This window comes from Xanthobacter dioxanivorans, assembly GCF_016807805.1.
Classification (GTDB): Bacteria; Pseudomonadota; Alphaproteobacteria; order Rhizobiales; family Xanthobacteraceae; genus Xanthobacter; species Xanthobacter dioxanivorans.
Window position 1 is genome coordinate 6,194,514 of record NZ_CP063362.1, and the last position, 26,196, is coordinate 6,220,709.

Genomic DNA, 26,196 nt, shown 5'->3' on the forward strand with positions numbered 1-26,196 from the left:
GCGATGTTGAACGAGAAGGAAATGGTCGAGCAGGAGGACCTCATGCTCGACATGCTGGACCGGTTCCTGGAGACCGAGGTGGCGCCCCACGTGCGCCATTTCGACCATGACGACGTCTATCCCGCCGAGATCGTCGAGAAGATGAAGGAGATGGGCCTCTTTGGCTGCATCATCGGCGAGGAATATGGCGGCCTCGGCCTGCCCACCTCCACCTATGCGAAGATCATCGAGCGCATGTCGCGCACCTGGATGTCGCTGTCCGGCATCATCAACTCGCATCTTATCATGGCCTCCGCCGTGCAGCGGGCCGGCACCCAGGCCCAGAAGGCCGAGTTCCTGCCGCGCTTCGCCACCGGCGAACTGCGCGGCGGCATCGGTCTCACCGAGCCGGATGCGGGCACGGACCTCCAGTCCATCCGCACGGTGGCGCGGCGTGAGGGCGACGAATACGTGGTCAACGGCGCCAAGACATGGATCACCAATTCCATGTACGGCAACTGCCTCGCGCTCCTTGTGAAGACCGATCCCACCGCCCAGCCGCGGCACACCGGCATGAGCCTTCTCATCGCCGAGAAGGGGCCGGGCTTCGAGGTGGTGCGCAAGCTGGAGAAGCTCGGCTATCGCGGCATCGACACCTGCGAATTGCTGTTCACGGACTACCGCGTGCCGGTGGACCGGCTGGTGGGTGGCAAGGAGGGCTTCGGCCTCAAGCAGGTTCTCTCCGGCCTGGAGCTCGGCCGCATCAACGTGGCGGCCCGCGGCGTGGGCGTGGCCCGCGCGGCCCTGGAGGAGTCCCTGAAATACGCCCAGGTGCGCAAGACCTTCGGCAAGCCCATCTGCGAGCACCAGGCCATCCAGCTCATGCTGGGGGAGATGGGCACGCGGGTGGAGGCGGCCCGCCTCCTTGTGGAGCAGGCGGCGCGGGCCTTCGACCGCGGCGAGCGTTGCGACATGGAGGCCGGCATGGCGAAATACTTCGCCACCGAGGCGGCGCTCACCAACGCCACCGACGCCCTGCGCATCCACGGCGGCTACGGCTATTCCAAGGAGTACAATGTGGAGCGGCTCTATCGCGATGCGCCCCTCCTGACCATCGGGGAGGGCACCAACGAGATGCAGCGCATCATCATCGCCCGCCAGCTGGTGGAAAGGAACCCGGCATGAGCCTACCACTCGAGGGCGTCCGCATCGTCGCGGTCGAGCAGTATGGCGCTGGCCCCTTCGGCACCCAGCACCTGGCGGATCTGGGGGCCGAGGTCATCAAGATCGAGAACCCGCTGGAGGGCGGCGACGTGGGCCGCATGGTGGGCCCCTATTTCTTCGAGCCGGGGGACAGCCACTTCTTCCAGTCGTTCAATCGCAACAAGAAGAGCGTCACCCTGGACCTGAAGAGCCCCGAGGGCCAGGAGATGTTCAAGGCGCTGGTGGCCACGGCGGATGCGGTGTTCGACAACCTGCGCGGCGACCTGCCGGAGAAACTGGGCGTCACCTATGACGCCCTCTCCTCCGTCAATCCGGCCATCGTGTGCTGCCACCTCTCGGCCTATGGCCGGGAGGGCTCGCGCAAGGCGTGGCCGGGCTATGACTACCTGATGCAGGCCGAAGCCGGCTATTGCTCCCTCACCGGAGAGCCGGACGGGCCGCCCGCGCGCTTCGGCGTTTCCATCATCGACATGATGACGGGCACCACCGCCGCCATGGCGCTGCTTGCGGCCCTGGTTTCGGCCCGTGCCACCGGCAAGGGGCGCGACATCGATACCTCGCTGTTCGACGTGGCGATCCACAATGTGAACTATCTCGGCACCTGGTACTTGAACGAGGGGGTGAAGACCGGCCGCCTGCCGCGCGGCGCCCACCCCTCACTGACGCCCAGCCAGATGTACAGGACGAAGGACGGCTGGCTCTTCATCATGTGCAACAAGGAGAAGTTCTGGCCGATCCTGGTGCGGCTCATCGAGCGCCCGGAATGGGCGAGCGACCCGCGCTATTCCAGCTTCAAGGCGCGCCTTGCCAACCGGGATGCGCTCACCGCCGACCTCGATGCCGCCCTTTCCACCCGCACCACCGCCGAATGGATCGCGCTGTTTGCCGGAAAGGTGCCTGCGGCCCCCGTCTATGACGTGGCGCAGGCGATGGATAGCGATTATGTGCAGGAGCAGGGCCTGATCGCGGACGTGCCTCACCCCGCGCGCGGCACCATCAAGACGCTCGCCTGCCCGGTGCGCTGCCCCGGCGAGGACCTGCCGCTGCGGCCGGCGCCCAGGCTCGGCGCGCACAACGAGGAAATCCTCGGGCCGCTCGACACAGCGAAGGCGCGGCCCAGACAACCGGTGTATGGCGACGCCTCATGACCCAGTCCTCTCCCCAGCCCCTCGGCGCAGGGCAGCCCCGCTACCATGCCCTCGCCCAGACGCTGATCGACGACATCACTTCCGGCCGCTATGCGGTCGGCTCGCTTCTGCCGACGGAACACGAGCTGTGCGCGCAATTCGGCGTCAGCCGCCATACCGTCCGCGAAGCGATCCGGCGCCTGGCGGATCTCGGGCTGGTGACGCGGCAGCCGGGGGTGGGCACGCGCGTGCGCGCCATGAAGAGCGCCTCGCGCTATGTGCATTCGAGCACGGGATCGGGCGACCTGTTCCAGTATGTGCGCGACGTGAAGCTGGTGGTCGCGCAGCAGATCGAGGTCATCGCCGACGAGGATCTGGCGGAGCTTCTGGAGTGTCAGCCGGGCCAAGCCTGGCTCAAGGTTGCGGGTGAACGCCGCGTCGCCGGAGAAGACCAGCCTATCGCGCTCTCCGAGGTCTTCATCATGTGGCCCTATCGCGACGTGTTGAAGGGCGTCAATGCGCCGGACCTGCCGCTCTATGCCATGATCGAGCAGCGCTATGGGGTGGTGGTCACCGAGGTGCGCCAGCAGATCAGCGCCGTGGCCATCGACGAGGAGAGTGCCAGGGTGCTGGGCGTGGAGCCGGGAACGGCGGGCCTCAGGGTGATCCGCAAGTATCTCAATGCGGCAGGCAACATCATGGAGGTCGCGGTGAACCTTCATCCGGGCGACCGCTTCAGCCATTCCATGACGCTGCGCCTCGAGAGCGACCAGGCCCCGGGACGCGGCGCATGAGGGCGCAAGGGGTAACCCCGCCGGGTGGCGGGGCGCTGTTTCCGCTCGCCGTGACCATCACCATCCAGGCGCTGGTGTCCCTGGCCTCCCTTGCCGCGCCGGTCATGGCGCCGGCAGCGGCGCGGACCACGGGGCTGGCGGCCGAGATGGTGGGCCTCTTCGTGGGGATCGCCTACGCCACTGCGAGCCTGTCGAGCCTCGTTTCGGGCGATATGGTGCGCCGGTGGGGCGCCATTCGCATGAGCCAGGTCTCGCTCCTGCTCTGCGCCCTCGGGCTCTCTGCGGCGGCCACGGGTACGCCCGCCATGATCCTCCTCGCGGCCGTGCTGATCGGCCTTGGCTACGGGCCAGTGACGCCGGCGAGTTCGCACATCCTGGTGCGCACCACACCGCGCCACCGCATGGGGCTCACCTTCTCCCTGAAGCAGACGGGTGTGCCCCTGGGCGGCATGCTGGCCGGCCTCTTCCTGCCGCCGCTCATCGGCGGCCTGGGCTGGCAGATGGCGGCGCTGGTGGTGGCCGGCCTGTGCGTGGTGGCGACAATCGTCACCCAGAGCATCCGCGCGCGGCTGGACGATGACCGCGATCCCGCCCGGGCCATCTCCGCCAAGGCGCCGCTGCGCGCGCTCCAGTTGGTGCTGACCACGCCGGCCATCCGCGACATGGGCGTGTGCTCCTTCTTCTTCGGTGCCATGCAGCTCTGTCTCACCACCTTCCTGGTGATCTACCTCACCACCGCCCAGGGCATGGGGCTCGCGCTGGCGGGAACCATCCTCGCGGTGGCGCAGGTGGCGGGCGTGGCGGGGCGCATCGGCTGGGGCTGGCTCTCCGACCGCTTTATCCCGCCCCGCCGGCTTCTGGGCCTTCTGGGCCTTGCCATGGGGGCGGCGGGCATGACCTTCGCCGCCGCCGGCACCACCTGGCCTGTCGCCGCCTTCATGCTCCTCGCTGCCATCTTCGGCGCGAGCGCCATCGGCTGGAACGGCGTCTTCCTTGCGGAGGTGGCCAATCTCGCCCCCGCCGGGCAGGCGGCGACCGTGTCGGGTGCGAGCCTCTTCATCACCTATGCGGGCGTGGTGGTCGGTCCGCCGGCCTTCGCGCAGGTGGTGGCGCGCACGGACAGCTTCTCCGTGGCCTATCTCGCCATCGGCAGCGTCATGGTGCTGGTGGGCCTCTTCCTCATCCTGACGCGGTCCGGCCCCAGCCGGCGCCCGCAGCCCATCTGAACCGTCGGAACCACTCCGCGGAGGCAGGACATTGACCCATCGCACTTATCTCTTCGTGCCCGGCGACCGGCCGGAGCGGTTCGACAAGGCCGTGGCGGCCGGTGCCGACGTGCCGGTGCTCGATCTCGAGGACGCCGTGCTGCCGGACGCCAAGGGGCGTGCCCGCTCGGCCATCCGCGATTGGCTGGCGGCCGGCGGCCGCGCCGCGGTCCGGATAAACGGCATCGGCACCCATTGGCACGAGGAGGATGTGGCACTCCTCGCCACCCCCGGGGTCACCCACGTCATGCTGCCCAAGGCGGAGGACGCGGCGGCCCTGGCCGCCTTCGCCGCCCGGCTGCCCCAGGGGCTGCCCATCGTCCCGCTCATCGAGAGCGCCGTGGGCCTGTGCGAGGCGCGCGCGCTGGCGGCGGTGAAGGGCGTGCGCCAGCTGGCGTTCGGCTCGGTGGATTTCCAGTTGGACACCGGCATCGAGGATGATATCATCAGCCTTCTCTATGCCCGCTCCTGCCTTGTGATCGCCTCCGCCGCGGCGAGTATCGCGCCCCCGGTGGACGGCGTCACCGTCGCCCTGGACGACGAGGAGCGCCTTTTGGCCGACGTGCGGGCCGCCCGCGGGCTCGGCTTCGCCGGCAAGCTCTGCATCCATCCCAAGCAGGTGGCGGCGGTGCACCGGGGCTTCGCGCCCGATGCGGCCCAGCTCGCCAAGGCTTCCGCCATCGTCGCTGCCGCCGACAGCGCCGGCAACGGCGCGGTGCGGCTGAACGGCCAGCTCATCGACCGGCCAGTGGTGGAACGGGCGCGCCGCCTGCTCGCCCAGGCGTTCTGACGGGCCAAAAAAGTGTGGGAGAAAACAACAAGATGACCCATCCCGAGCGCATCACGGACGAGCTGGAGCTGATCAAGCGCCACGTGCCCGTTCAGGGAGGCCATCTCCTCGATCTCGGCTGCGGCAGCGGGGACATGACGCGGCGCCTCGTGACGGAAGGCGGAGCGGCCTCGGCCCTGGGGCTGGACATCGAGGCGGCCGTGCCCGTTCAGGCCGCACCGGTGGCGGGCGTCGCTTTTCGCGCCGGGCGGGCCGAAGCCCTCGATCTGGCGGATGCCAGCTGCGACGGCGTGCTGATGCTGAAATCCCTGCATCACGTGCCGGTGGATCACATGGATGAAGCCCTTGCCGAAGTGGCGCGCGTGCTACGACCCGGCGGTGCGCTCTACGTGTCCGAGCCTGTGGCCCGTGGCCCGTTCGACGAGATCATGCGCAATTTTCACGATGAGGCGCAGGTGCGCGCCGCCGCGCAGGATGCGCTGCGGCGGGTGGGCGCCTTGCGCGTGATGGAGGATTTCATCTTCCTCTCGCCGATCGCCTTCCCGGATTTCGCGAGTTTCGAGCGGCGCATGATGACGCTGCCGACCCTCGTCCAGCCGATCACCCCCCAGATGCGGCAAGCCACCGAAGACGCCTACCGTGAGCGCGCGGCCGCGGACGGTAGCTTCTCCGTGGAGCGGGAATTCTCTGTCAAGGTCATGCGCCGGCCCTGAAAGGCAGGCATCCGGGCGGGGAAAGCCTTCCGCCGTGGCCTCCGGCAACGGCGCCAAGGCTGACCGCGGCAGCGGTCGTCAAATGGTGCCGGCGGGCGGGCTCAAATGCCGAGGCGTGGTCCCTGCCGCCGACGATCCGACGCCCCCTTCATGTCGCGCCGTCAACTGGTTTCGTGGCAGGCTGACGCGATGGGAGCGGGCCCGACAAAATTCATATGCGCCGATGCGCGAGGGAGCGGGCCATGAAACGCTCGCATCCGATTGCCGCCTCGAAGCGAGGGACTGGTTTTTGGAAGATGTCGCTTCAAGAGCCCCTGCGCTCCGCATTAAAATCCATGTCAAATCAACTGCCAAGCTCGCTTGCGTGATGTCCCAGGGCAATCGGGTGAAGAAGGGCGTGACATGCGGGTGAAGTGCTGAATCTGTCGAGGTCCTCTGATTCGCTAGAGGACAGGTTCGATGGATTTGGCGGCTGATGGCGACGAGGCGGTCGCCGAGACGGTTGTATTTTTGAGCTATTTCGAGGGTCTGCCGGATCCGCGCCAGCCTGGTAAGGTGATGTATCCGCTTGCCGAGGTGCTGCTCCTGTGTCTGCTGGCGGTGCTGGCCGGGGCAGAGACCATCACCGACATCGCCCGCTTTGGTGAGAAGAAGCTCGATCTTTTGCGCCGCTTCCGGCCGTTCGCCGCGGGCACGCCAGCCCATGACCACCTGGGCGACATCCTCGCCACCCTCGACGCCGAGGCGGTCCAGCGCTGCTTCGTGGCCTGGGTGGCGGCCATGATCGGGGTTCCCGTGGGTGTGGTGGCGATCGACGGCAAGACCTCTCGCCGCTCGAAGGACGCCAAGGAGGCCATCCACATGGTCTCGGCCTTCGCCGCCCGCCAGCGCCTGGTGCTGGGTCAGGTCAGGGTGTCCGACAAGGCCAACGAGATCGTCGCCATCCCCAAGCTGCTGGACATGCTGGCCATCGAAGGCGCCGTCGTGACCCTCGACGCCATGGGCTGCCAGCGCGCCATCGCCCAGAAAATCCTGGACAAGAAGGCCGACTACATCCTCGCCCTGAAGGGCAATCAAGGCTCGCTGCGCCAGGATGTCGAGCTGTTCGCCAACGAGCAGAAAGCCAATGACTTCAAGGACGCCGCCATCAGCCGGCACGAGAGCATCGACGGCGACCACGGCCGCATCGAGACCCGCGCCGTCACCGTCATTCACGACATCGGCTGGCTGCAAGAGCGTCACCAATGGCCCGGCCTGGCGAGCCTCGTCATCGTCGAGAGCACCCGCGAGACCGGCGACAAGATCGAGCGCGAAAGCCGCTTCTATATCACCTCGCTGACCCTCATGGCCGTCCACATCGGCACCTTCGTCCGCGATCACTGGGCCGTCGAGAACAGCCTCCACTGGGTCCTAGACATGGTCTTCCGCGACGACGAATGCCGCCTGCGCACCGACCACGCCCCCGCCAACTTCACCACCCTCAAACACATGGCCCTCAACCTCATCCGACGTGCCAGGTCCAAGGACTCCATCCGCCTCAGACGCAAGGTCGCCGCCTGGGACGACGAGTTCCTGATCAGCCTCATCGCCGCTTAAAGGCGTTCACCCGATTCCCCTGATTTGCTCGGTGAATCGCCTCCCAAAATAATCACAGAGCACGCGCGTCAAGGCGCGGACCTCGCGGAAGAGCAAAACACACAACCATGCGCAATTGCCTTCCACGGGACGCCGTCCCCGGCAGGCCGCAACTTGACAGCCCCTGGCGGCGGCATTCACGTATATAAACGACGTTCATAAGAGCGGCGGCAAGCTGCGGTTTCAAGGGAGGGTTGTGATGCTCGTTCCGATATCCGCGACCGGCGGAGATCAGACACATGTGGTGAAATCAGCCGTCCGGACCCTGGAAATCCTCGAGTTCTTCGACGAGGTGCGGCGGCCGGCGAACGTGGTGACTGTGTCCGATGCGCTCGGCTATCCCCAGTCCAGCACGGCGGCCCTGCTGCGCAGCATGGTGACCATGGGTTATCTGCAATATGACGCACGGGCGCGCACCTACATGCCCACCGATCGTGTCTCCCTGCTCGGAAGCTGGATCTGCCCCCCGCTGTTCGAGGACGGCGCGCTCCTGCGGATGGTGCGGGCGATCCAGAGCCGCACCGGCCAGCTCGTCCTCATCGGCGCGCGGAACGGCGATTTCGCCCAGTATGTCCATGTGCTCAAGCAGCCACAGGCGGTGGCCCACCACATCCAGACCGGCATGAAGCGGCCGATCACGACCTCCGGCGTTGGACATGCGCTGCTCTCGGCGCTCCCGGACCACGACGTGCGCCGCCTCGTCCATCGTATGAACGCCTATGCCGGCGCGCCGCAGGACAAGGTGGACATCGCCGAGCTCCTGGCTCAGCTCGCCCGCGTCCGGCGGCGCGGATACGCCTTCTCCAAGCACCGGGTGGTGGAGAATTACGGCATGATCGCCGTCAAGCTGCCGTCCGAGTTCACCTCCCGGCTGCTCGTCATCGGCATCGGCGGCTGCGTCGACGCGCTCCAGGCGCGCGAAGGCGAGCTGGTCACCGTCGCGCGCGAGGAGATGGCCCATTATCTCGCCGGCAAGCGCCCCGGGGACGAAGGCGGCTTCAGGCTGCGCCTCGTGTCGGACCAGCCGGCCGCCGTGCGGCCACGGGCCGAGCAGGAGACGGTCTGAATATCCGCCGGCGAGATGGGGCGGTTCGCCTATCTCGCCACACGCCTCAGAACCCCTGGAAGACGATCTTGCCCACCACCTCGCGCCGGACCAGGCGGCGCGAAGCCTCGGCGAAGTCCCGGAAGGGCATGACCGCGTCCACGGCCGCGGTCATGCGACCGGCCCCCAACAGCTCGAACGCCGCGCGCATGCCCTCCCTGAGCCTCGGGTCGCGGGTGCGGAACAGGCGGTCCAGGGACGAGCCGTGGACCTCGATGTCCTTCAGCAGCAGGTAGTTCGCCGGGATCTGGGGGATCTGCCCGGAAGCGAAGCCCACGATCACGAAGCGCCCGCCCGGCCTGAGGCAGCGCAGCAGGCCGTCCACGTCGGGCCCGCCCACCATGTCCACCACCACGTCGACGCCCCCGATGTCCTCGGCCTTGAGGGCGTCCCTCAAGGCGGTCGTGCCGGCGGGGAGCAGATCGGAGCGCAGCACCACCTCCGCCCCGAGCCGCCGCACCGCCTCGGCCTTGGCGGCGGAGGAGACGAGCGCGACCACATGGGCGCCGAGGTGGCGGGCCAGTTGAATGGCCGCGGTGCCCACCCCGCCTGCGGCCCCGGTCACCAGCACCCATTCCCCCGGACCGAGGCGCCCCCTGAGCCTGAGCGCGCCGACAACGGTGGCCAGGACGATGCCACTGGCCGCGCCGGCCACATCGTCCACCGTGTCCGGCAGAGGCTGGCACGCGTGGTCCGGAGCCACCGCATATTCCGCGAACGCTCCGAACGGCGGCTGCGCCGCCACGCGCTGCCCCACCGAAAGTCCCTCGACGCCGCTGCCGAGCGCCACGATCTCGCCGGCGAGGTCGCGGCCGGGCACGAACGGCAAGGGGGGCTTCACCTGATACTTGCCCTCGAGCATCAGCAGATCGAGGAAATTGAGGGCGCCCGCCCCGGTGCGGATCAGCACCTCGCCGGCGCCGGGCGCGGGCACGGGGACCCGCGTCACCCGCACCGCGGCCGCCCCACCGTAGCCGGTCACGAGAAGAGCCTGCATCAAAGTCGCCATCACCGCCGTCCCTCCTCGTGCGCCTCGAAGCGCGGGGCGCGCCTGTCCCGGAAGGGCGCCGCACCCTTCCGGACTTCGGCGCGGCCATCCGCCGGCCTGCATGCCCCCAGCTCGCCATGAGCACCGCCTCGCGCAGGGTCCGAAACGGCGCCGCGCACAGTTGCTCCTCGATTACGCGCCGCCGATGGCGCCGCGCCCGATCCAATCGGCGACGGCGTCGGCGATGCGCCATCCGGCGAGGGCCTCCGCCGGCGGCGTGTCGGCGGCCGCCTTCGGGGCCACGGGATCGGCGGGTGGCGTGCGGCTGAAGCGCGGCGCGGGCGCAGGCTGGGTGACGCCGTCGATCTCGACGAAGACGCGGCGCGCCTGCATGTGCGGATGGCCGGGCGCTTCCGCCACGTTGAGCACCGGCGCGAAGCACGCGTCCGTACCTTCGAGGAGCGCGCACCATTCCGCGCGCGTGCGCTCCAGGAAGCGCTCCGCGAAGAGGCGGCGCATGTGGGGCCATTGCGCGCGGTCGTTCTGCGGCGGGAAGGCCGCGGCCTTGAAACCAAGCGTCTCGACCAGCTGCGCGAAGAAACGCTCCTCGATGGGGGCGATGGAGATGTAGTGGCCGTCGGAGCAGACGTAGGAATCGTAGTACGGCGCGCCGGAATCGGAGAAGTTCGTCCCCCGCTCCAAAGACATGATGCCTGCCGCGTGCATGCCGAAGAAGTTCGTCATCAGGTGGGCGGCGCAGTCGGAGATGGCGGCGTCCACCACCTGCCCGGCACCGGAGCGGCCCGCCTCGACGATGGCCGCGAGCACGCCGCAGGCGAGATAGAGCGCGCCGCCGCCGAGGTCGCCGGCGAGGGTGAGCGGCGGGGTCGGCGGTGCCCCCTTGCGGCCGATGGCGGCGAGCGCGCCGGTGAGCGCGATGTAGTTGAGGTCGTGCCCCGCGGCCTGCGCCAGCGGGCCGGCCTGGCCCCACCCGGTCATGCGGCCGTAGACCAGCTTCGGGTTCCGCGCGAGGCAGGCGTTCGGGCCAAGGCCCAGGCGCTCGGTCACGCCCGGGCGGAAGCCCTCGATGAGGGCATCCGCCTCCTCGACGAGCGCAAGCACGAAGTCGATGCCGGACTTATCCTTGAGGTCCACCGCGATCTGCGGACGGCCCCGCAGCAGCAGATTGTACTTCAGCGGCCGCTCGATCCCGAGCTTCACCGGCGTCCGACGCTCGACCCGCAGCACCGCCGCGCCGAGGTCGGCCAGCAGCATGGCGCACATAGGCCCGGGCCCGATCCCGCCAGTTCCACCACCTTGATGCCCTTAAGGGGTCCCATCCTTGTCTCCCGATGATGCCGTCCCACAAGACGCGCGAGAGCCTGCGCCGGGCGCAGGCGGGAAACGCCGCGCCGTTCCCGCGCGCGGGCATGAGCACGACCTGCGGCTCGAATGCTCCGATGGAGCATGCCTCCTCTCGCGTCCCACGTCCGTGGGACGCGGCGTACGATAGGTCGGCACGCCGCCACTCGACAGGGGGAGCCGGCGTGCCAACACAGACCCGCACATACGTGTTTTACGCGCCGCGCGCCGCACCTCTCCCTTGGCGAAGCCGGCTCGGGCCGTCACCTTCCGGCGCATCGCCCCATGCGCGGGAACGGTGCCTTGAGCGCGGTCGCAGGGGCCACCGACCGCGAGGCTCGGGCGTCGGACAGCACGCGGGCGCCGCAGCGCCCGCGACCGGACAAGAGGGAGAAGCAGATGCGAGGTCTGAAGGATCGGCGCGTGATTCTGACCGGAGGGGCGAGCGGCATCGGTCGCGCTACCGCGCTGCGCCTGGTCGAGGAGGGATGCGTCGTCGGCATCCTGGACCGCGATCTCGCGGGGGCACAGGAGACGGTCCGCCTCGCGGCGGGCCCGGGCAAGGCCCATGCCTATGCCTGCGACATCGCGGATCGCGCCGCAGTCGCCGCCGCGGTGGACGCGTTCGAGGCCGAGGCGGGTCCCGTGGAACTGCTCGCCAACGTCGCGGGCTGGGACCAGCCCATCCCCTTCGTCGACACCGACAGGGCGTTCTGGGACAAGGTGATCGCCATCAACCTCTACGGCCCCCTCAACCTGCACCACGTTGTGGTGCCGCGCATGGCCGCGCGCGGCTTCGGCCGCGTCGTCAACGTGGCCTCCGACGCGGGGCGCGTGGGCTCGTCCGGCGAGGCGGTCTATTCGGCCTGCAAGGGCGGCATCGCCTCCTTCACCAAGACCGTGGCGCGGGAGATGGCGCGCAAGAACGTGACGCTGAACGTGGTCTGCCCCGGCCCCACCGACACGCCCCTGTTCGACGCCTTCACCAGGAGCTCGCCCACGGGCGGCAAGATCGCGGAAGGCCTCGCGCGCGCCATTCCCCTCGGCCGGCTCGGCAGGCCCGACGACTATCCCGGCATGATCGTCTTCCTGCTCTCGGACGACGCCGCCTTCATCACGGGCCAGACCATCAGCGTCTCCGGCGGCCTGACGATGCACGGGTGAGGAGGCTGGGATGAGCGGAACCAACATGCTCGCCGGCAAGGTCGCCATCGTCACCGGCGGTGGACGCGGCATCGGCCGGGCGATCGCCCTCGGCATGGCCGCCGAGGGGGCGGCCGTGATGGTGGTGGACATCGGCGCAAGCCTTGCGGGCGGCGGCGAGGACGCGGGCCCCGCCCAAGAGGTGGTCGCCGAGATCGAAGCGATGGGCGGCGCAGCGCTCGCGAGCACGCTCTCCATTGTGGAGCCGGCCAACGGCGAGCGCATCGTCGCCGCGGCGGTGGCGCGCTTCGGGCGCCTCGACGCGGTGGTGAATAATGCCGGCATCCTGCGCGACACCATGTTCCACAAGATGAGCTTCGTGGACTGGAGCGACGTGCTGCAGGTCCATCTCACGGGCAGCTTCCTGCTCAGCCGAGCGGCGGCCGCGCAGTTCCGCGAGCAGAACGCCGGCGCCTACGTCCACATGACCTCCACGTCGGGGCTGATCGGCAATTTCGGCCAGGCCAACTACTCTTACTGCGTCATAAGTTGCGAGGCTGACGCGGACTGTCCATGGCTCTTGTGCAGCACGGACATCGTTGCAGACGGTTGGCCAGGGCCACAGTCAGGGGTCGCCTGATGGTCGGGATTGAGGTCGGGACGTGCCGCTCTGGTCGGATCGGAGGATCCGCGGGATCGATAACGGTCGGGAAGACCAGGTGTTTGGCGGCCCTGGGCGAGAGCTGGAGTTGAGGGGGGAATCGTCTCCCTCAGAGAGACCAAGAAGCCATAGGCGGCGATGCAGAGACTGGCGTGGTGGTGGAAGCCCCGCCACCCTCGGCCTTCGTAGTGGCCCAGTCCCAGCTCCTGCTTGAGCTCCTGATAGTCTCGCTCGATCCGCCAACGCAGCTTGGCGGTGTTGACCAGCTGGGTGATCGTAGCGTCAGCCGGCAAGGTGGAGAGCCAATACTTGCTCGGCTCGACCTCACCTTCAGGCCACTCGATCAGGAGCCACTCTTCGGCGTGAGCCTCGGGCCGATTGTAGTCCCTGGATGCCGGCCGCAAGCGCACGGCGGCGAAGCGGGAATTGAGCTCGGTGTTGGTTCCTTCACGCCAGGCGATCGTGCGCCAGGTCTCGGCGTCGAACTCCTCGGCCAGGGCCTTGGCCGAGATCGGCTTGTGTTTGTCGGTTCGGCCGACCCGAGACGGCGGCCGGCCTCTTCCGCTCCAAAGCTTGGGCGGCAGCGGGCTCTCGCCTGGGCGCCAGACGCTGAGTGTGGGCTGGACGCCGACAACATAGGTCAGATCGAGCTCGGACAGGCCCGCGCGGAAACCGCCGTCGGCGCCATATCCGGCGTCGGCCAGAACCACGCCGGGCGCGACGCCCTCGGCCTTGGCCGTCCTGATCTGCTCGAGCGCGATCTGCGGCTTGGTCCGGAACGTGATCTGTGCCGGAATCTTGGCCTTCTTGCGTTGTTCCGGATCCTCCGCCCAGCTGTGCGGGAGATACAATTCATAGGCAATCGGAAGCGAGGCTGCGTCATTTGCGATCGATAGGCTGACCGCAATCTGACAGTTGTCCTGCTTGCCCAACTGGCCGCAATACTGGCGCGCTACGCCCACCGAGTGCTTGCCCTTCTTGGGAAAGCCCGTGTCGTCGACGATCCACGCCCGGATCGGTCCACGCTGCTCGATCCGTGGAAGGACCCAGTCGCGAACCCGCGCCAGCAAGGCCGCGTCCGACCACGGCGCCTGTCCCACGAAATGCAGCAGAGACTGATGCTTGGCCGCCACCCGCGATGGCGCCGTGACGGCAGCCAACGGCTCCACGCTCTTGCGCTCCATCGGCATCAGAAGTCCCAGGCAATAATCCTTCAGCGGCTCGGCGCGGTCGGCGCGGCCGATCACCCCGATCAAAGCATCGACATAAGCGTCGAATGCTGCTTCACTCTCGGCTGTCCAGTCGGGCATGGCGGGGCACTTCCCTAATCACGAAGCAGCACCCTAACAAATCCCCGACCAGCGCGAATCCCCCCGCACCCGTGACTTTCTGACTCAGTAAGACTACATGGCCGCCAAGATGGGGATCGTCGGCCTGTCGCGGTCCATCGCCCTCGACATGGGGCGCTACAACGTGCGCTCCAACTGCATCGCCCCGTTCGCCTGGAGCCGCATGACGAGTTCGCTGCCCACCGAGACCGAGGAGCAGCGCCGCCGCGTCGAGCGCTTCCAGCAGATGACGCCGGAGAAGATCGCCCCGCTCGCGGTGTGGCTGGCCTCGGACCGGGCACAGGACGTCTCCGGGCAGGTCTTCGGCGTGCGCAACAACGAGATCTACCTCTTCAACCAACCCCGCCCGATGCGTTCGGTTCACATGGGCGCGGGGTGGACGCCAGAGCTGGTGGACACGGTCGCGAAGGGCGCCTTCGCCGCCAGCCTCACGCCGCTGGAGCGATCGAGCGACGTCTTCACCTGGGATCCGATCTGATGGCCATCGACTACGACAAGCTCATCGCGCTGGCCATCCCCGATGCCCGCCACTCCTACACCGCCAAGGATACGATGCTCTATGCGCTCGGCGTCGGACTCGGCCACGATCCGACGGACCGCGACCAACTGCGCTTCGTCTGTGAGAAGGACCTCGCCGCTCTGCCCACCATGGCGGTGGTGCTCGCGAGCCCCGGCCCGTGGATGCGCCGGCTCCACACCGGCGTCGACTATGTGAAGGTGGTCCACGGCGAGCAGGGCCTCGTGCTCCATCGCCCGCTGGCGGCGGAAGGCGCGCTGGTGGGGCGCACGCGGGTGGTGGACGTCATCGACAAGGGCAAGGGCAAGGGCGCCGTCGTCCTGTCGGAGCGCCTGCTGACCGACGCGGTGACTGGCGAGCTGATCGCCAGCATCACCCAGAGCACCTTCTGCCGCGGCGACGGCGGCTTCGGCGGCCCGGCCCGGCCGAGGCCGGCGCTCCACAAGGTACCCGACCGCGCACCGGACATGGTCTGCGAACTGCGCACCAACGCCAACGCCGCCCTCCTCTATCGCCTGAGCGGCGATCACAACCCGCTCCACAGCGACCCGGACGTGGCCGCGAAGGCAGGCTTCCCGCAGCCCATCCTGCACGGTCTCGCCACCTACGGGGTGACGGGCCACGCCCTGCTGAAGGGCGTGTGCGGCTACGACCCCGGCCGCCTGCGCGCCATCTCGGCGCGCTTCACGGCGCCGGTCTTCCCCGGCGAGACCTTCGCGGTCAGCATCTGGCGCGACGGGGACGTCGTGAGCTTCGAGACCCGCGTGGTGGAGCGCGGCGTCCTCGCCATCGGCAACGGCAGGGCGCAGATCGCCTGAACCTTCCCGCCTGCCCGGACACGGGCGAAGGCCGCAGGCCGGGCCGCGGCGCCAAGACACTCGATCGGACACGCATGGGGCGATCTGGCCACCATGCGCCGCGGGCCGGTGCCGCCAGGCGGGAATCCCGGGAGGCAAAAAAGCGGACGGCGCTTTCGCACCGCCCGCAGGCGAGGGAGGAAGTGGATCTCCCTCGGAAGGAACGGATCAGGCCGGCACGCCGAGATTGAGGAAGGTGCCGCGCCCGCTGGCGACGAGCTTGCCGGCATGGTCCTGCACCCGCGCTTCCGAGCAGCACAGCGTCTTGCCGAGACGCACCACCGTGCCGCGCGCGCGCAGCAGCCCTACCGTCGCGGACGCGTGATAGTCCACGCGCAGGTCGACGGTAGTCTGGAGGCGGCCCGTCGCGGCGATGACGGCGTAGATCGCCGCCGCGTCGAGAAGGCTCGCCAGCACGCCGCCGTGGACGATCTGGCGTTCCGGCGTGGACACGAATTCCTGCCGCGCCTCAAGCTCGAACGCCACGCCGTCCGCCGACGCGGACACCGCGCGCAGCCCCAGCCACGCATTGAAGGGCGTGCGGTCGAGCCGCGCCTGGATCCGGGCAAGGTCACAGAAGGTTCCGCTCGTGGGCATGCTCATTTCATCCTCGCCGGTGCGGGACCCGGGGCGAACACGCCCCTGGGCTCGGTGCCCGCCCGTGGTGCCGCTCTCCCGTCCAAAGCGATCGTGCGAAACTCCAGATGGCGCAGTCTCGGCCTGGGACAGGGGGCGGGACGGCGCGCGCCCGCCGCGGAGCCACCCCGCGATGCGCTCTTCGCCTGGCCCTGCGGGCGCCGGGGCCTCCTGCCCCTCGCCGCGTGCGCGGCGAGGGATCGTCGTCCAGCCTCGAACGGGGCAGATGCGGTGCGATTTGGGGGATCGCCCCGCGGCCGAGTCAATCGCGGCGGGGCCAATCGCACGGATATGCTCAATTGGAGCCACGCCGCCCGGCGACACATTCATGTTCATCTCCCGGGTGCGTCCATTCCCGGTTGATCGCGGCGGGCGGAGGACTTCTTCTGGTGTCGTGGCATCTGCCTGCCGGCAATCGAAGAAGGGGCTTCGAAGCTTGATGATCCGACCATTGTTCTGTGTTCTCCCGCGGCGGGGGCCCGGCGTTCGACGACCCGATGGCGGGCGCGATCCCATTCCACATGGACGCGGTCCACGCGGCACGGAAGCCGTGCCGCGGACCCGGCGCCGCGGACCCGGCCGCGCGGCTGCTCGCGGCGGCCGCACTGAAGCACTTCGGGCCATCCACGTTGGGAGCCACACCCGTGAACGAAACTGATGCCAAGCTGGGAGCCGGGCCGCTTTCCGGCATCCGGGTACTGGACCTCACAGTGAACGTGCTCGGCCCGGTCGCCACCCAGATCCTCGGCGACATGGGCGCCGACGTGATCAAGATCGAGGCGCCCGAAGGGGACTACACGCGCTTCGTGGGTCCCTCCCGCAGCGAGGGAATGGGGACGTTCTTCCTCAACATCAACCGCAACAAGCGCTCCGTGATGCTCGATCTCAAGCAGCCGGAGAACCGCGCGACGCTGCTCGATCTCATCGAGACCGCGGACGTCTTCGTCCACTCCATGCGGCTCGGGGCGGCACGGCGCCTCGGTATCGACTACGAGGCGGTGGCGGCACGCAACCCGCACATCGTCTACGCCTCGGCCGGCGGCTATCGGCAGAATTCCTCGCGCGCGGAATGGCCGGCCTTCGACGACGTGATCCAGGGCGTGAGCGGGATCGCCGCGCTGAACGCCCATGTCACCGGCGAGCCGCGCTACTTCCCGACCGTCATCTGCGACAAGCTGTGCGGCTACGTGCTCGCCTCCTCCATCGGCATGGCGCTCTACGCCCGCGCGCGCACCGGCCTCGGCCAGGAAGTGCATGTGCCGATGATGGAGACCATGGTCGGCTTCAACATGCTGGAGCACCTGTGGGCCGGCGTGCTCGACCAGCCCGAGCTCGGCCTCGGCTACAGCCGCATGCTGACCCCCCACCGGCGGCCCTACCGCACCCTCGACGGCTACATCTGCCTCCTCGCCAACACCGACGAGCAGTGGCGTCGCATGTTCCGCGTCATCGACCGCCCCGACCTCGTGGGCGATCCGCGCTTCGCCGAGATCACGCCCCGCTCGCAGAACATCGACATGCTCTACGGCATCCTGACCGAGGCCATGGCGACGCGCAAAACCGAGGACTGGCGCCAGCGCCTCGACGCGGCCGACATCCCGAACGGCCCGGTGCTGACCCTCGAGCAGATCTACGACGACCCCTACCTCGCCGAGACCGATTTCTTCCACCGCGTCGAGCATCCGAGCGAAGGGCGGTTCGTGACCATGGCCGTGCCCACGCGCTTTTCCCGCACGCCTGCGGGGGTGCGCCGCCTGCCGCCGCGCCTCGGCGAGCATACCCGCGAGGTCATCGACCAGTTCCGCGCGGAGCGCGCCGGAGCGGCCGCCGCGAAGGATTCCCTCGCGGCGGTCTCCCCCGCTGCCGACTGAAGTCGGAAAGTGGCCGGTCGCAAGCACGCGGGCCGTCTGCGCGATGCCGTTCTGATGGGCGTGCCATGAAGCCGGTTCGCCTTCGACGGCACGGGGGCGCGGCGGGAACGAAACCGCCACATATGCGCGGAATGGCGCGGTGGCATGGTTACCCCCGGTTTGCTTTGCTAACGAATTGGAGGAACGCCATTCCCTCCGGATCGCGCCGGCCCGCCTCGCGGCATAGCGGCGCCACCCTGGGGGATGCGCGATGAAGGTCGGGAGGACGGCTGTGAACGGGTGGTTGAGCAAAGACCAGCTTCAGGTGCAGGACCTCGTGCGGCGCGTCGCTCGCGAGCGCGTCGCCGCACGCGCGCAGGAGATCGATCTCAAGGCGGAATATCCCCACGACATGTTCGAGCTCATCAAGGAGCTCGGCCTGTTCACCCTGCCCTTTCCCCCCGAATACGGCGGAACCGGCAGCATGCTCTCCGCCTGCGTCGCCATCGAGGAGCTCGGCCGGGTGTGCTACAATACCGCCTATCTCCTGGTCGTCCAGTGGGTGCCCATCGGCGCGATCCTCGCCGGCGGCACGCCGGAGCAGAAGCAGAAATACCTGCCCGGCCTCGCCTCCGGCGAATTGCGCGGCGCGCTCTCCCTGACCGAGCCGCAGAGCGGCTCGGACGTGGCCGGCATCCGCACCCGGGCGAAGCGCGACGGCGACGGCTGGCGGCTGACGGGATCGAAGATCTGGTGCACCAACTCCGGCATGGCCGACTTCGTGCTGGTGGCCGCCCGCACCGGAGAGGACAACCAGCGCGGCAAGATCAACCTCTTCATCGTCGAGAAGGGCACGCCCGGCTTCGAGGTGGGCCGCAAGGAGGACAAGATGGGCGCGCGCGGCGTGCCCTCCCACGCCCTTTTTCTCGACAATTGCCACCTGCCCGCGGACGCCATGCTCGGTGACGAGGAGACCGGCTTTCGCGTGGCCATGGCGGCGCTCAACGATTCCCGCCCCATCATCGGCGCACGCGGCGTCGGCCTGGCCCAGGGCGCAATCGACCACGCCATCGAATTCATCAAATCCCGCAGGGCGTTCGGGCAGGCGGTCTCGGACTTCCAGGGGGTGCGCTGGATGATCGCCGACATGGTGATCCAGACCCAGGCGGCGCGCAACCTGGTCTACGAGGCGGCGGCGGCGGTGGATGCCGGGGTGAAGGGCAAGGCGCTCGCTCAGCTCTCCGCCATCTCCAAGTGCCACGCGACCGACACGGCCATGAAGGTCGCCACCGACGCGGTCCAGCTGTTCGGCGCGGCGGGCATATCCAACGAATATCCCATCAACCGCTACTTCCGCGACGCCAAGGTGCTCCAGATCGTCGAGGGCACCAATCAGATCCAGCGCAACATCATCGCCCGCAACGTGCTCGACTGAGCAAGCGGGGGCCGCGCACCGAACCTGAAGGAGAAAACGAAATGGACGTCCTGGGCCTTGGGCTTTTCTACGAAGATCTTCCGATAGGGCGCACGTTCAGGACGATCGGACGCACCATAACCGAGACCGACATCATCAATTTCGTCACCTGCACCGGAATGGTCGAGGTTCTGTTCACGGACTTCGAGTTCCAGGACAAGGAATCCGACATCAAGGGCCGTGTCGCGCCCGGCGCGCTCGTCTACGCCTTCATCGAGGGCCTCCTGACCCAGTGCTCCATGCAGCACACAGGCTTCGCCTTCCTCGGGATGGAGCTCGATATCAAGGGGCCCACCGTCGCCGGGGACACCGTCCACGTGGAAGTCGAGGTCATCGAATCCCGCCGCTCCAAGAGCCGCCCCACCCGGGGCATCGTGCGCACGCGCAACACCGTCAGGAACCAGCGCGGCGAGGTGGTGATGGTCTACACCCCGGCCCGCATGGTGAAGGCGCGCACCGACGGCAAGGAGCAGGCCGCATGAGCGCCCTGCCGCCGGCGGGTCCCCGCGCGTCCGGTCCGTCGCGGATGCTGGCTGGCCCGTGGGCCGGCCGGCACCCTGAAGGGTTTCGGTGGTGACGACGCGCGCTGGCGCGGCCCGTCCCGTCGCGCCGACGAGAGCCGCGCCGCCATCTGGAATGGTCCTTCCCCGATTTGCCGCCGGCAAGTCCCTGAACCACGCATTGGGCCCCGGCTTGCTGCTGGATTGGTGGTGCGCTAATCGTGCTCTCGGCCGCTCCGGCCGACGAAACGCATAGCCTGCCCGTCGACGCAATGGATGAAACATGGTGATCGAAAGCGCGCCTAAATCCACGCTGAGGGTTCTTGGCATTTTCGATGTCATTTCGCAGGCGTCCGGCGGATTGACGCTCGCAAAGCTGAGCCTGTTGCTCGAATCTCCCAAAAGCAGCCTCTTGAATTTGCTGCGCCCCTTGGTCGCACAAGACTATCTCTCCTATGGCAACGGTGTTTACACGCTCGGCCCGAGGGCTTTCAGCCTTGCGTCGGGCATCCTCGGCGTCCGCAAGCAACCCTCGCTCATCCGCCAGTTTGCCCACGAACTGGCGGAGGCGACGCACGAGACGGTCATCGTCGCCGCGCTCGACCTCGCCGCCGACCTCGCCGCCTATGTGGACGTGATCGAGAGCCCCCAGCTCGTGCGCTATTCCGTGCCGGCCGGCGTCACCCGCCCGCTCTATTGTTCCGCCGCCGGCCGCCTGCTGCTGGCGTTCCAGCCAGAAAGCTGGCGGGACGCCTATTTCGAGCGCGCGGAGCTGAAGCCGCTCACCGCGCGCACCGTGACGAAGGTGCCGGAGCTGCGCACCATCATCGCCGAAATCCGGCGCACCAACATCGCCTACAGCTCGAACGAGGCGGTGGATGGCGCGGCAGGGATCGCCGCGCCGGTGTGCGATGCCGACGGCACCGTGGTCGCGGCTCTTCTCGTCGCCGCCCCGGCCATGCGCGCCGAGCAGAACCGGGCCCATCTGCGCCAGGAAGTGATCCGCGCCGCCGCCCGCGCGTCACAGGCGCTCGGCCACCGGGAAGCCGAAGCCGTCGCCTGATCCGCTGCCGCGTCTCGACCTCGGCCGCAGGCTGCCCGGTCCGCATCCGGGAGGGTGCGCTGCCTGGTGGACGATCAGCGGGTTCCCGGGCATCGCCGGCCGGACGGAGGGCTTGCGCGAGAACCGCAACGTCTCAGCTCGGGAGAAGCGGCGCCCGCTTCGGGAAGCCGCGCTGTGGTGATTTCAAAGGAACTCCGTCACATCCCGAGATAGGCTTGGCGAACGTGATCGCTGTTCCGCAGCTCGACGGCCGTTCCCGAAAGCACGATGGCTCCGTTCTCGATGACATAGGCGCGTGACACCAATCCCAGCGCGATGGGGACGTCCTGCTCGACGAGAAGCAGGGTCAGGCCGTTTAGAACGAGGTTGCGCAGAACCTCGTAGAGCTCGCGCACAACAATGGGCGCCAGCCCCAGGGAAGGCTCGTCCAGCATCACCAGCCGGGGCCGGGACATCAGGGCGCGCCCAATGGCCACCATCTGCTGCTGCCCCCCGACAGGGTTCCCGCCGGCGCATCACGCTTTGCGACGAGCATCGGAAAGATGCGCCAGATGTCTTCCAGGGCGGCCTCCTTGGCGGCGCGCGACGGCAGCGGCGTGCCGCCCACGAGGAGGTTTTCGCGCACCGTGAGGGACGGGAAGATATGACGGGCTTCCGGCACCTGCACCAGGCCCGCATGTGGAATACGGTGGGCGGGCATGGCGAGGAGGTCATGGCCATCGAACGAAATGGCGCCCGCGGTCGGAGTGATCAGACCGGAAATCGTGCGCAGCAGGGTCGATTTGCCTGCGCCGTTCGGGCCGAGGATCGCGACCGCTTCGCCCTCCGCGACTTCAAGGGACACCTCGCTCAGGACCTGAAGCGATCCGTAGCCGGAGCGGATACCTTCGACGGAGAGTAGCGTCATCGTGCCTTGACCTTATCGAGCGGGGGAAGAGCCGGCTCCTCGGTCGGACGGCCAAGATAGGCTTCCACGACGCGCGGGTCCCGGGCGACGTCGCTCGGCACCCCTTCCGCGATCAGCTCCCCCGCGTCCAGTACAACGATGCGGTCCGACAGGGCCATGACAGCGCGGATGTGGTGTTCGATGAAGATCACCGTCACGCCCGAGTCGCGAATGGAGCGGATCAGCTCGATCGCGTCGTTGATCTCGCGGGGGGTGAGGCCCGCCATGATCTCGTCGAGGAGGATGAGCCGGGGACAGGTCGCCAGCGCCCGCGCGATCTCGAGGCGGCGCTGCACCGCGAGCGTGACATCCGCGCTCGCCATGTCGCGATACTGATCGAGGCGCGTGAGAGAGAGGACAGAGCCGGCGATGGCGGCGGCTTCACCCTCCGGGCGGCCGACCAGGGCCGCCGCATAGACCGTTTCGGCAACGGTCAGCGTGGGAAAGGCGCGGGTGATTTGGAACGTCCGCCCGATGCCGGCTCGGCAGATTTCGTGTGGTGGCAGGCCGGCGATTTCCCGCCCGTCAAAGGTGATGCTGCCACTCGTGGGCTTGAGCGATCCGGCAAGCAGCGAAAACAGGGTCGTCTTGCCGGCGCCGTTCGGTCCGATGATGCCGAGAATCTCGCCCGATCGCACTTCGATCGACACATCGCGAACCGCGAACACGCCGCCGAAGTTCTTCGACACGCCGCTCGCCTTCAGAATTTCCTTGCCCTTGGCGGCATCACTCCGACGGACATCCGGCGCGGGACCTGCCGCCCGCGGGAGGTCGGGAAGCGAGAGCGCGCCACGCGTCACGCCGAAGCGTCTGAGGCCGGCGACGAGGCCTCCGGGGAAGCTCAGAATGGCGAGCATGAGCGCGATGCCGTAGATGAGGTGATGCGCGCTCGATCCGCCTGCATTGGCAAGCGCCGTCCGCAGATACTCGCCCGCAGGCACCAGCACCAGCGGACCGAGCACCGGTCCGAGCAGGCTGCCGGCGCCGCCGACGACGGCGAAGAGAAGAAGATAGATGGTGATCTCGACGCCAAACACCGATTGCGGATCGATGAACCCTGTGTGCTGGGCGCTGAAGGTGCCGGCCATCGCCGCGAAGAAGGCGCTGACCGCGAACGTGAACAGCTTGACCGCCATCGTGTTGATGCCGATGGCGCCGGCGGCGGCTTCGCTGTCGTGGATCGCGCGCCAGTAGAAGCCGAGCCGGCCCGAAAAGAGGATCTGGATGGTGGCCAGGGCGAAGGTCGTCAGGGCGCCCGCCAGGAGCAGATAGCTCACCGGGCTGTCGAAGCGCATGTCCCACACGGATTGCCCCACCGCTGGTGGAAACAGGCCATTGGTTCCGCCAAGCGCCGGGATGCCGCTGACCGCGAAAAGCAGGACGTAGGACGATGCCAGCGTCAGGAGCGAGAAGACGAGGGGACTGAGGCCGCGACGGAACGGCAGATACCCCACGATCATCGAGAACAGGGCCGCCAGCAGTCCGCCGACCAGCATGCCGAGCCAGGGGCTCACGCCGTGGGCGGTTGCGAGATACACGGCGGTGTAGGCGCCCAATCCGAAGAAGGCGGAATGTCCGAACGAGACCTGACCGAGCAGGCCGCCGACCATGTTCCAGGACGCCGCCAGCAGGATCCAGCCGAGCAGGCCGACCATGATGCCGATCCAGTAGCCGTCCAGGAACAGCGCGGCAGCCGTGATGGCCAGCCACATGGCGACGAGGGCCGCCGCCGTCTGGCTGCGGATGAAACGGGAGAGAATGTTCATGCTTCGCTCCCGCGTCCGAACAGGCCACGGGGGCGGGCCAGGAGAGCGAGACCGAACACCAGGTAGATGATGCCGGGCGCCGCGGGATTGTTGAAGAGCGCGCTTGTCACGGCTTCGACGATGCCGATCAGCAGGCCGCCGACGAATGCGCCCCGCAGGTCGCCGAGGCCGCCGAGCACCACGACCATCAGCGACAGCAGGCTGTACTGGATGCCGGCAGTCGGCGTGAGCTGCGAGAAGGCCATGAGGCAGCCTGCCGGCACGGCGAGAAGCGCTGTACACCCGACGAAGACCATCATCTGGACCGAACGGACAGGGATGCCGCAGAGAATGGCCATTGTCGGGTCCTGAGCCACCGCCCTCAGGCGGCGGCCGAATTCCGTGCTCAGGATGAACCAGGTGAGTGCCGCGCAAACGACGATCGAGATGAGGAACCCGATCAGCTCCGGCTTTCCGACCACCACGCCCGCGATCCGGAACGCCGCACCATCGAGCGATGTGCGCACGTTCAGAAGGTCTGCGCCGAAGACCAGAAGCGCGGTGCTCTGGATGGCAAAGGACAGTCCGAGCGTCACCTGCGCCTGCATCAGGGGACCGGCGCCGAGCACCCGCCGGATCAGCACGAAATAGACGGCCATGCCGATCAGGGCGAGAACGGGAGCCACGAGGACGATGGCGGCGTACGGGTTGATCCCGAACGCGTGGTTGAGGATGACGATGCCGTACATGCCGGCCATGAGGAGGTCGCCATGGGCGAAGTTCAGCACTCGCATCACGCCGAAGACGAGAGCCAGCGACATTGCGACGAGCGCATAGATGCCGCCGAGCAGCAGACCGGAGATGACGGCCTGGAGGAGGGTTGCGAAAGACATGCGCTGGGTTTGCTCGTTCAGGGCAACATGACGGGCTTGCCGACGGCGATGCCGGCCGGGAACACGGTCACCTTGCGCTTGCCGTCCACCCAGGCCGCCACCAACTCCTCGGCGCCGAGATTGCGGCCGTTCGCCGGGTCGAAGCGAATGAACCTGAACGGGGTGATCGTATCGTCGCCGGGAATGTCGAGGGTGCGCAGCGCATCGCGGACGGAGGCGGGAGTGAGGTCCGGTGAGGTCTTGAGCGCGGCTTCCAGGGCTACCTTCAGTGTCATGATGGCGCCGTAGCAGGTGCCGGCGTAGCTCGACGGCTCGCTGGCGAACTTCTTGACGTAGGCCTCGCGAAACGCGGCCGCGCGCTTGATGTCGGGATTGAAGTAGTCGACGTTGGCCACACGGAGCTGGTCGATGACGGCCGCATCCACGAGTTCCGGCAGGCGCGGATCGCCGAGGCCGCCGCCAATGCCGAGCACGAAGGGCTTGAAGTCGAGCTGCCGCGCCGCTTTCAGCCCGGCCACCACATCCTCGGTGTAGCCGATCCAGACCACGAGCTCGGGCGTGCTGTCCTGCACCTTGCGCATGACGGGCAGAAGGTTGCGGTCAGCGCGATTGTAGGTGGTCTCGCTGACGACGTTGATCCCCTTCGCATCCATCAGCTTGCGCAGGCGTTCTCCGGTCCCGGCGCCGCGCGGGCTGTCTTCGTAGAGCAAGGCGATCCGCCGGTCGGCGAGCGGCTTCGCCCCCGTGATGGTCTGCATGTAGGCGAAGGCGGTGGTCGCCTCGTCATCGCTGCTGATCTGATGCGAGAAATACCATTTGTAGCCGCGGGCGAGAATGTCGGCGGATACGGCCGAGCCGTTGAGCAAGGGAACCTGCGCGGATTCGGCGAACTGCGCGGCGCCCGAGGTGCCGGCGCTGATGTCGCAGGCGAGAACGACCGGCGCCCGCCCCTCGCGCGTCAGCCGCTCCATCTCGCGTCGCGCGATCTCGGGTCGGCCCTGAGTATCGACGATCTCGAGCGTCAGGGGCCTGCCGCCGATGCCCCCGGCCGCATTGATCGTCTCCTGGGCGATTTCCGCGGCCTTCTTGGAATCCTGGCCGAGCACGGCAATCGATCCGGTCAGGGGCGTGATCATCGGGACGCGGATGGATTCCGCCGCGCGGGCCCCCTGGCCGAGGAGCGTTGACGCCGCCAGAATGAGGCTCGCACGCAGGCATTGACGAAATCTCATCGTGTTCTCCCGAAACCGCGTATCGGATTTAATCTTCCCGGGGGACAGCAGCCTGGACAAGGGACTCCGGCCACTCGACATAAGTGTGCGATTTACGCAATGGGGGAGATGCGGATCGGTTCAGCGGCCTCTCGATCGCCCATTCGATCTGTCTCGCACTTGCGAAGACTGTTGTCGGCGAGACCAGATCGGCGGCGCGGCGGACGATTTCCGTGCCCCGTCATGTCGTCGTCGCGGTGCGACCGGCCACGCCGGCCCGCGTCAGGGCCTTCCGTTGGCGCGAGGCGCCCCGATTCCCTCCGGGTCGAAGCGCGCGCCATATCCCTCGGGTCGCGGTCGGGCGGCGGC

23 protein-coding genes and 2 pseudogenes are annotated in these 26,196 nt (G+C 68.1%); 17 read left to right on the top strand and 8 right to left on the bottom strand.

The window, feature by feature from the left end; genetic code table 11:
* Positions 1-3: 3 nt before the first annotated feature.
* From EZH22_RS29020 to EZH22_RS29055, 8 genes are all read left to right on the top strand, one after another.
* The gene (locus EZH22_RS29020) at positions 4-1,164 is read left to right on the top strand and encodes an acyl-CoA dehydrogenase family protein (protein ID WP_203193746.1); all 1,161 of its coding nucleotides are present in this window, start codon (positions 4-6) and stop codon (positions 1,162-1,164) included.
* Positions 1,161-2,351, top strand: a complete 1,191-nt coding sequence (locus EZH22_RS29025) for a CaiB/BaiF CoA transferase family protein (RefSeq protein WP_203193747.1) — start codon at positions 1,161-1,163, stop codon at positions 2,349-2,351. The genes EZH22_RS29020 and EZH22_RS29025 overlap by 4 nt, the downstream gene beginning before the upstream one ends.
* Positions 2,348-3,124 carry a GntR family transcriptional regulator gene (locus tag EZH22_RS29030; RefSeq protein WP_203193748.1) on the top strand — a complete coding sequence of 259 codons (777 nt, stop codon included), beginning with the start codon at positions 2,348-2,350 and terminating at the stop codon, positions 3,122-3,124. Before EZH22_RS29025 ends, EZH22_RS29030 begins: the two co-directional genes overlap by 4 nt.
* Positions 3,121-4,350 carry an MFS transporter gene (locus tag EZH22_RS29035; protein ID WP_203193749.1) on the top strand — a complete coding sequence of 410 codons (1,230 nt, stop codon included), beginning with the start codon at positions 3,121-3,123 and terminating at the stop codon, positions 4,348-4,350. The genes EZH22_RS29030 and EZH22_RS29035 overlap by 4 nt, the downstream gene beginning before the upstream one ends.
* Before the next feature lie 31 nt (positions 4,351-4,381).
* Positions 4,382-5,179: an HpcH/HpaI aldolase/citrate lyase family protein gene (locus EZH22_RS29040; RefSeq protein WP_203193750.1), complete on the top strand. Its 798-nt coding sequence runs from the start codon at positions 4,382-4,384 to the stop codon at positions 5,177-5,179.
* Between the two features lie 32 nt (positions 5,180-5,211).
* Complete coding sequence (locus tag EZH22_RS29045) at positions 5,212-5,892, top strand: class I SAM-dependent methyltransferase (RefSeq protein WP_203193751.1); 681 nt, start codon at positions 5,212-5,214, stop codon at positions 5,890-5,892.
* A 459-nt stretch (positions 5,893-6,351) separates the two neighbouring features.
* On the top strand, positions 6,352-7,488 hold the full coding sequence (locus EZH22_RS29050; protein ID WP_203193644.1) for an ISAs1 family transposase: 1,137 nt from the start codon (positions 6,352-6,354) through the stop codon (positions 7,486-7,488).
* A gap of 283 nt (positions 7,489-7,771) precedes the next feature.
* The gene (locus EZH22_RS29055; RefSeq protein WP_203193752.1) at positions 7,772-8,593 is read left to right on the top strand and encodes an IclR family transcriptional regulator; all 822 of its coding nucleotides are present in this window, start codon (positions 7,772-7,774) and stop codon (positions 8,591-8,593) included.
* 46 nt (positions 8,594-8,639) lie between these two features.
* Here the strand turns inward: EZH22_RS29055 and EZH22_RS29060 are convergent, their stop codons facing one another.
* Both EZH22_RS29060 and EZH22_RS29065 read right to left on the bottom strand, forming a co-directional pair.
* The gene (locus tag EZH22_RS29060; RefSeq protein WP_203193753.1) at positions 8,640-9,641 is read right to left on the bottom strand and encodes an NADPH:quinone oxidoreductase family protein; all 1,002 of its coding nucleotides are present in this window, start codon (positions 9,639-9,641) and stop codon (positions 8,640-8,642) included.
* A gap of 171 nt (positions 9,642-9,812) precedes the next feature.
* Positions 9,813-10,904 carry a CaiB/BaiF CoA transferase family protein gene (locus tag EZH22_RS29065; RefSeq protein WP_203193754.1) on the bottom strand — a complete coding sequence of 364 codons (1,092 nt, stop codon included), beginning with the start codon at positions 10,902-10,904 and terminating at the stop codon, positions 9,813-9,815.
* A gap of 501 nt (positions 10,905-11,405) precedes the next feature.
* Here EZH22_RS29065 and EZH22_RS29070 point away from each other — a divergent pair.
* Both EZH22_RS29070 and EZH22_RS29075 read left to right on the top strand, forming a co-directional pair.
* Positions 11,406-12,146, top strand: coding sequence for an SDR family oxidoreductase (locus EZH22_RS29070; protein ID WP_231711214.1), 741 nt, complete (start codon positions 11,406-11,408; stop codon positions 12,144-12,146).
* A gap of 10 nt (positions 12,147-12,156) precedes the next feature.
* Entirely contained in the window at positions 12,157-12,765 is a 609-nt protein-coding gene (locus EZH22_RS29075; protein ID WP_231711215.1) for an SDR family NAD(P)-dependent oxidoreductase, read from the top strand.
* On the opposite strand, the gene EZH22_RS29080 is transcribed toward EZH22_RS29075, so the two are convergent.
* Positions 12,660-14,096, bottom strand: coding sequence for an IS701 family transposase (locus EZH22_RS29080; RefSeq protein ID WP_231711216.1), 1,437 nt, complete (start codon positions 14,094-14,096; stop codon positions 12,660-12,662). The genes EZH22_RS29075 and EZH22_RS29080 overlap by 106 nt on opposite strands.
* Positions 14,097-14,193: 97 nt before the next feature.
* On the opposite strand from EZH22_RS29080, the gene EZH22_RS29085 reads away from it, so the two are divergent.
* The gene (locus EZH22_RS29085; protein WP_203193756.1) at positions 14,194-14,613 is read left to right on the top strand and encodes an SDR family oxidoreductase; all 420 of its coding nucleotides are present in this window, start codon (positions 14,194-14,196) and stop codon (positions 14,611-14,613) included.
* Positions 14,613-15,470 (top strand): MaoC/PaaZ C-terminal domain-containing protein, encoded by an 858-nt coding sequence (locus EZH22_RS29090; RefSeq protein ID WP_203193757.1) that lies wholly within the window; start codon positions 14,613-14,615, stop codon positions 15,468-15,470. Before EZH22_RS29085 ends, EZH22_RS29090 begins: the two co-directional genes overlap by 1 nt.
* Positions 15,471-15,677: 207 nt before the next feature.
* Here the strand turns inward: EZH22_RS29090 and EZH22_RS29095 are convergent, their stop codons facing one another.
* Positions 15,678-16,112, bottom strand: coding sequence for a PaaI family thioesterase (locus tag EZH22_RS29095; RefSeq protein ID WP_203193758.1), 435 nt, complete (start codon positions 16,110-16,112; stop codon positions 15,678-15,680).
* 677 nt (positions 16,113-16,789) lie between these two features.
* Here EZH22_RS29095 and EZH22_RS29100 point away from each other — a divergent pair.
* The 5 genes and pseudogenes from EZH22_RS29100 (at position 16,790) to EZH22_RS29115 (ending at position 21,032) form a co-directional block, all read left to right on the top strand.
* Positions 16,790-18,016 carry a CaiB/BaiF CoA transferase family protein gene (locus EZH22_RS29100; protein ID WP_203193759.1) on the top strand — a complete coding sequence of 409 codons (1,227 nt, stop codon included), beginning with the start codon at positions 16,790-16,792 and terminating at the stop codon, positions 18,014-18,016.
* Between the two features lie 283 nt (positions 18,017-18,299).
* Complete coding sequence (locus EZH22_RS29105; protein ID WP_231711217.1) at positions 18,300-19,430, top strand: acyl-CoA dehydrogenase family protein; 1,131 nt, start codon at positions 18,300-18,302, stop codon at positions 19,428-19,430.
* A 41-nt stretch (positions 19,431-19,471) separates the two neighbouring features.
* Positions 19,472-19,951, top strand: coding sequence for a MaoC family dehydratase (locus EZH22_RS29110; RefSeq protein WP_203193761.1), 480 nt, complete (start codon positions 19,472-19,474; stop codon positions 19,949-19,951).
* A gap of 301 nt (positions 19,952-20,252) precedes the next feature.
* A pseudogene (locus tag EZH22_RS33080) lies at positions 20,253-20,363 on the top strand (hypothetical protein); the annotation flags it as partial.
* An 18-nt stretch (positions 20,364-20,381) separates the two neighbouring features.
* Positions 20,382-21,032 (top strand): IclR family transcriptional regulator, encoded by a 651-nt coding sequence (locus EZH22_RS29115; protein WP_231711218.1) that lies wholly within the window; start codon positions 20,382-20,384, stop codon positions 21,030-21,032.
* 197 nt (positions 21,033-21,229) lie between these two features.
* On the opposite strand, the pseudogene EZH22_RS32715 reads toward EZH22_RS29115, so the two are convergent.
* The 4 genes and pseudogenes from EZH22_RS32715 to EZH22_RS29135 form a co-directional block, all read right to left on the bottom strand.
* Positions 21,230-21,939 (bottom strand): annotated as a pseudogene (locus tag EZH22_RS32715) (ABC transporter ATP-binding protein).
* Entirely contained in the window at positions 21,936-23,744 is a 1,809-nt protein-coding gene (locus EZH22_RS29125) for a branched-chain amino acid ABC transporter ATP-binding protein/permease (protein WP_203193763.1), read from the bottom strand. Before EZH22_RS29125 ends, EZH22_RS32715 begins: the two are co-directional and overlap by 4 nt.
* Positions 23,741-24,616, bottom strand: coding sequence for a branched-chain amino acid ABC transporter permease (locus EZH22_RS29130; protein WP_203193764.1), 876 nt, complete (start codon positions 24,614-24,616; stop codon positions 23,741-23,743). Before EZH22_RS29130 ends, EZH22_RS29125 begins: the two co-directional genes overlap by 4 nt.
* Positions 24,617-24,633: 17 nt before the next feature.
* Positions 24,634-25,848 (bottom strand): ABC transporter substrate-binding protein, encoded by a 1,215-nt coding sequence (locus tag EZH22_RS29135; protein WP_203193765.1) that lies wholly within the window; start codon positions 25,846-25,848, stop codon positions 24,634-24,636.
* Between the last annotated feature and the right edge of the window lie 348 nt (positions 25,849-26,196).

What these genes read in the sequence shown, in the direction of transcription:
- EZH22_RS29045 (WP_203193751.1), top strand. Translation starts at nt 5,212, where the DNA reads ATGACCCATCCCGAGCGCATCACGGACGAGCTGGAGCTGATCAAGCGC.
- EZH22_RS29130 (WP_203193764.1), bottom strand. Translation starts at nt 24,616, where the DNA reads ATGTCTTTCGCAACCCTCCTCCAGGCCGTCATCTCCGGTCTGCTGCTC.
- EZH22_RS29060 (WP_203193753.1), bottom strand. Translation starts at nt 9,641, where the DNA reads ATGGCGACTTTGATGCAGGCTCTTCTCGTGACCGGCTACGGTGGGGCG.
- EZH22_RS29080 (WP_231711216.1), bottom strand. Translation starts at nt 14,096, where the DNA reads ATGCCCGACTGGACAGCCGAGAGTGAAGCAGCATTCGACGCTTATGTC.
- EZH22_RS29090 (WP_203193757.1), top strand. Translation starts at nt 14,613, where the DNA reads ATGGCCATCGACTACGACAAGCTCATCGCGCTGGCCATCCCCGATGCC.
- EZH22_RS29030 (WP_203193748.1), top strand. Translation starts at nt 2,348, where the DNA reads ATGACCCAGTCCTCTCCCCAGCCCCTCGGCGCAGGGCAGCCCCGCTAC.
- EZH22_RS29125 (WP_203193763.1), bottom strand. Translation starts at nt 23,744, where the DNA reads ATGAACATTCTCTCCCGTTTCATCCGCAGCCAGACGGCGGCGGCCCTC.
- EZH22_RS29110 (WP_203193761.1), top strand. Translation starts at nt 19,472, where the DNA reads ATGGACGTCCTGGGCCTTGGGCTTTTCTACGAAGATCTTCCGATAGGG.
- EZH22_RS29050 (WP_203193644.1), top strand. Translation starts at nt 6,352, where the DNA reads ATGGATTTGGCGGCTGATGGCGACGAGGCGGTCGCCGAGACGGTTGTA.
- EZH22_RS29035 (WP_203193749.1), top strand. Translation starts at nt 3,121, where the DNA reads ATGAGGGCGCAAGGGGTAACCCCGCCGGGTGGCGGGGCGCTGTTTCCG.
- EZH22_RS29095 (WP_203193758.1), bottom strand. Translation starts at nt 16,112, where the DNA reads ATGAGCATGCCCACGAGCGGAACCTTCTGTGACCTTGCCCGGATCCAG.
- EZH22_RS29025 (WP_203193747.1), top strand. Translation starts at nt 1,161, where the DNA reads ATGAGCCTACCACTCGAGGGCGTCCGCATCGTCGCGGTCGAGCAGTAT.
- EZH22_RS29065 (WP_203193754.1), bottom strand. Translation starts at nt 10,904, where the DNA reads ATGTGCGCCATGCTGCTGGCCGACCTCGGCGCGGCGGTGCTGCGGGTC.
- EZH22_RS29135 (WP_203193765.1), bottom strand. Translation starts at nt 25,848, where the DNA reads ATGAGATTTCGTCAATGCCTGCGTGCGAGCCTCATTCTGGCGGCGTCA.
- EZH22_RS29085 (WP_203193756.1), top strand. Translation starts at nt 14,194, where the DNA reads ATGGCCGCCAAGATGGGGATCGTCGGCCTGTCGCGGTCCATCGCCCTC.
- EZH22_RS29075 (WP_231711215.1), top strand. Translation starts at nt 12,157, where the DNA reads ATGAGCGGAACCAACATGCTCGCCGGCAAGGTCGCCATCGTCACCGGC.
- EZH22_RS29020 (WP_203193746.1), top strand. Translation starts at nt 4, where the DNA reads ATGTTGAACGAGAAGGAAATGGTCGAGCAGGAGGACCTCATGCTCGAC.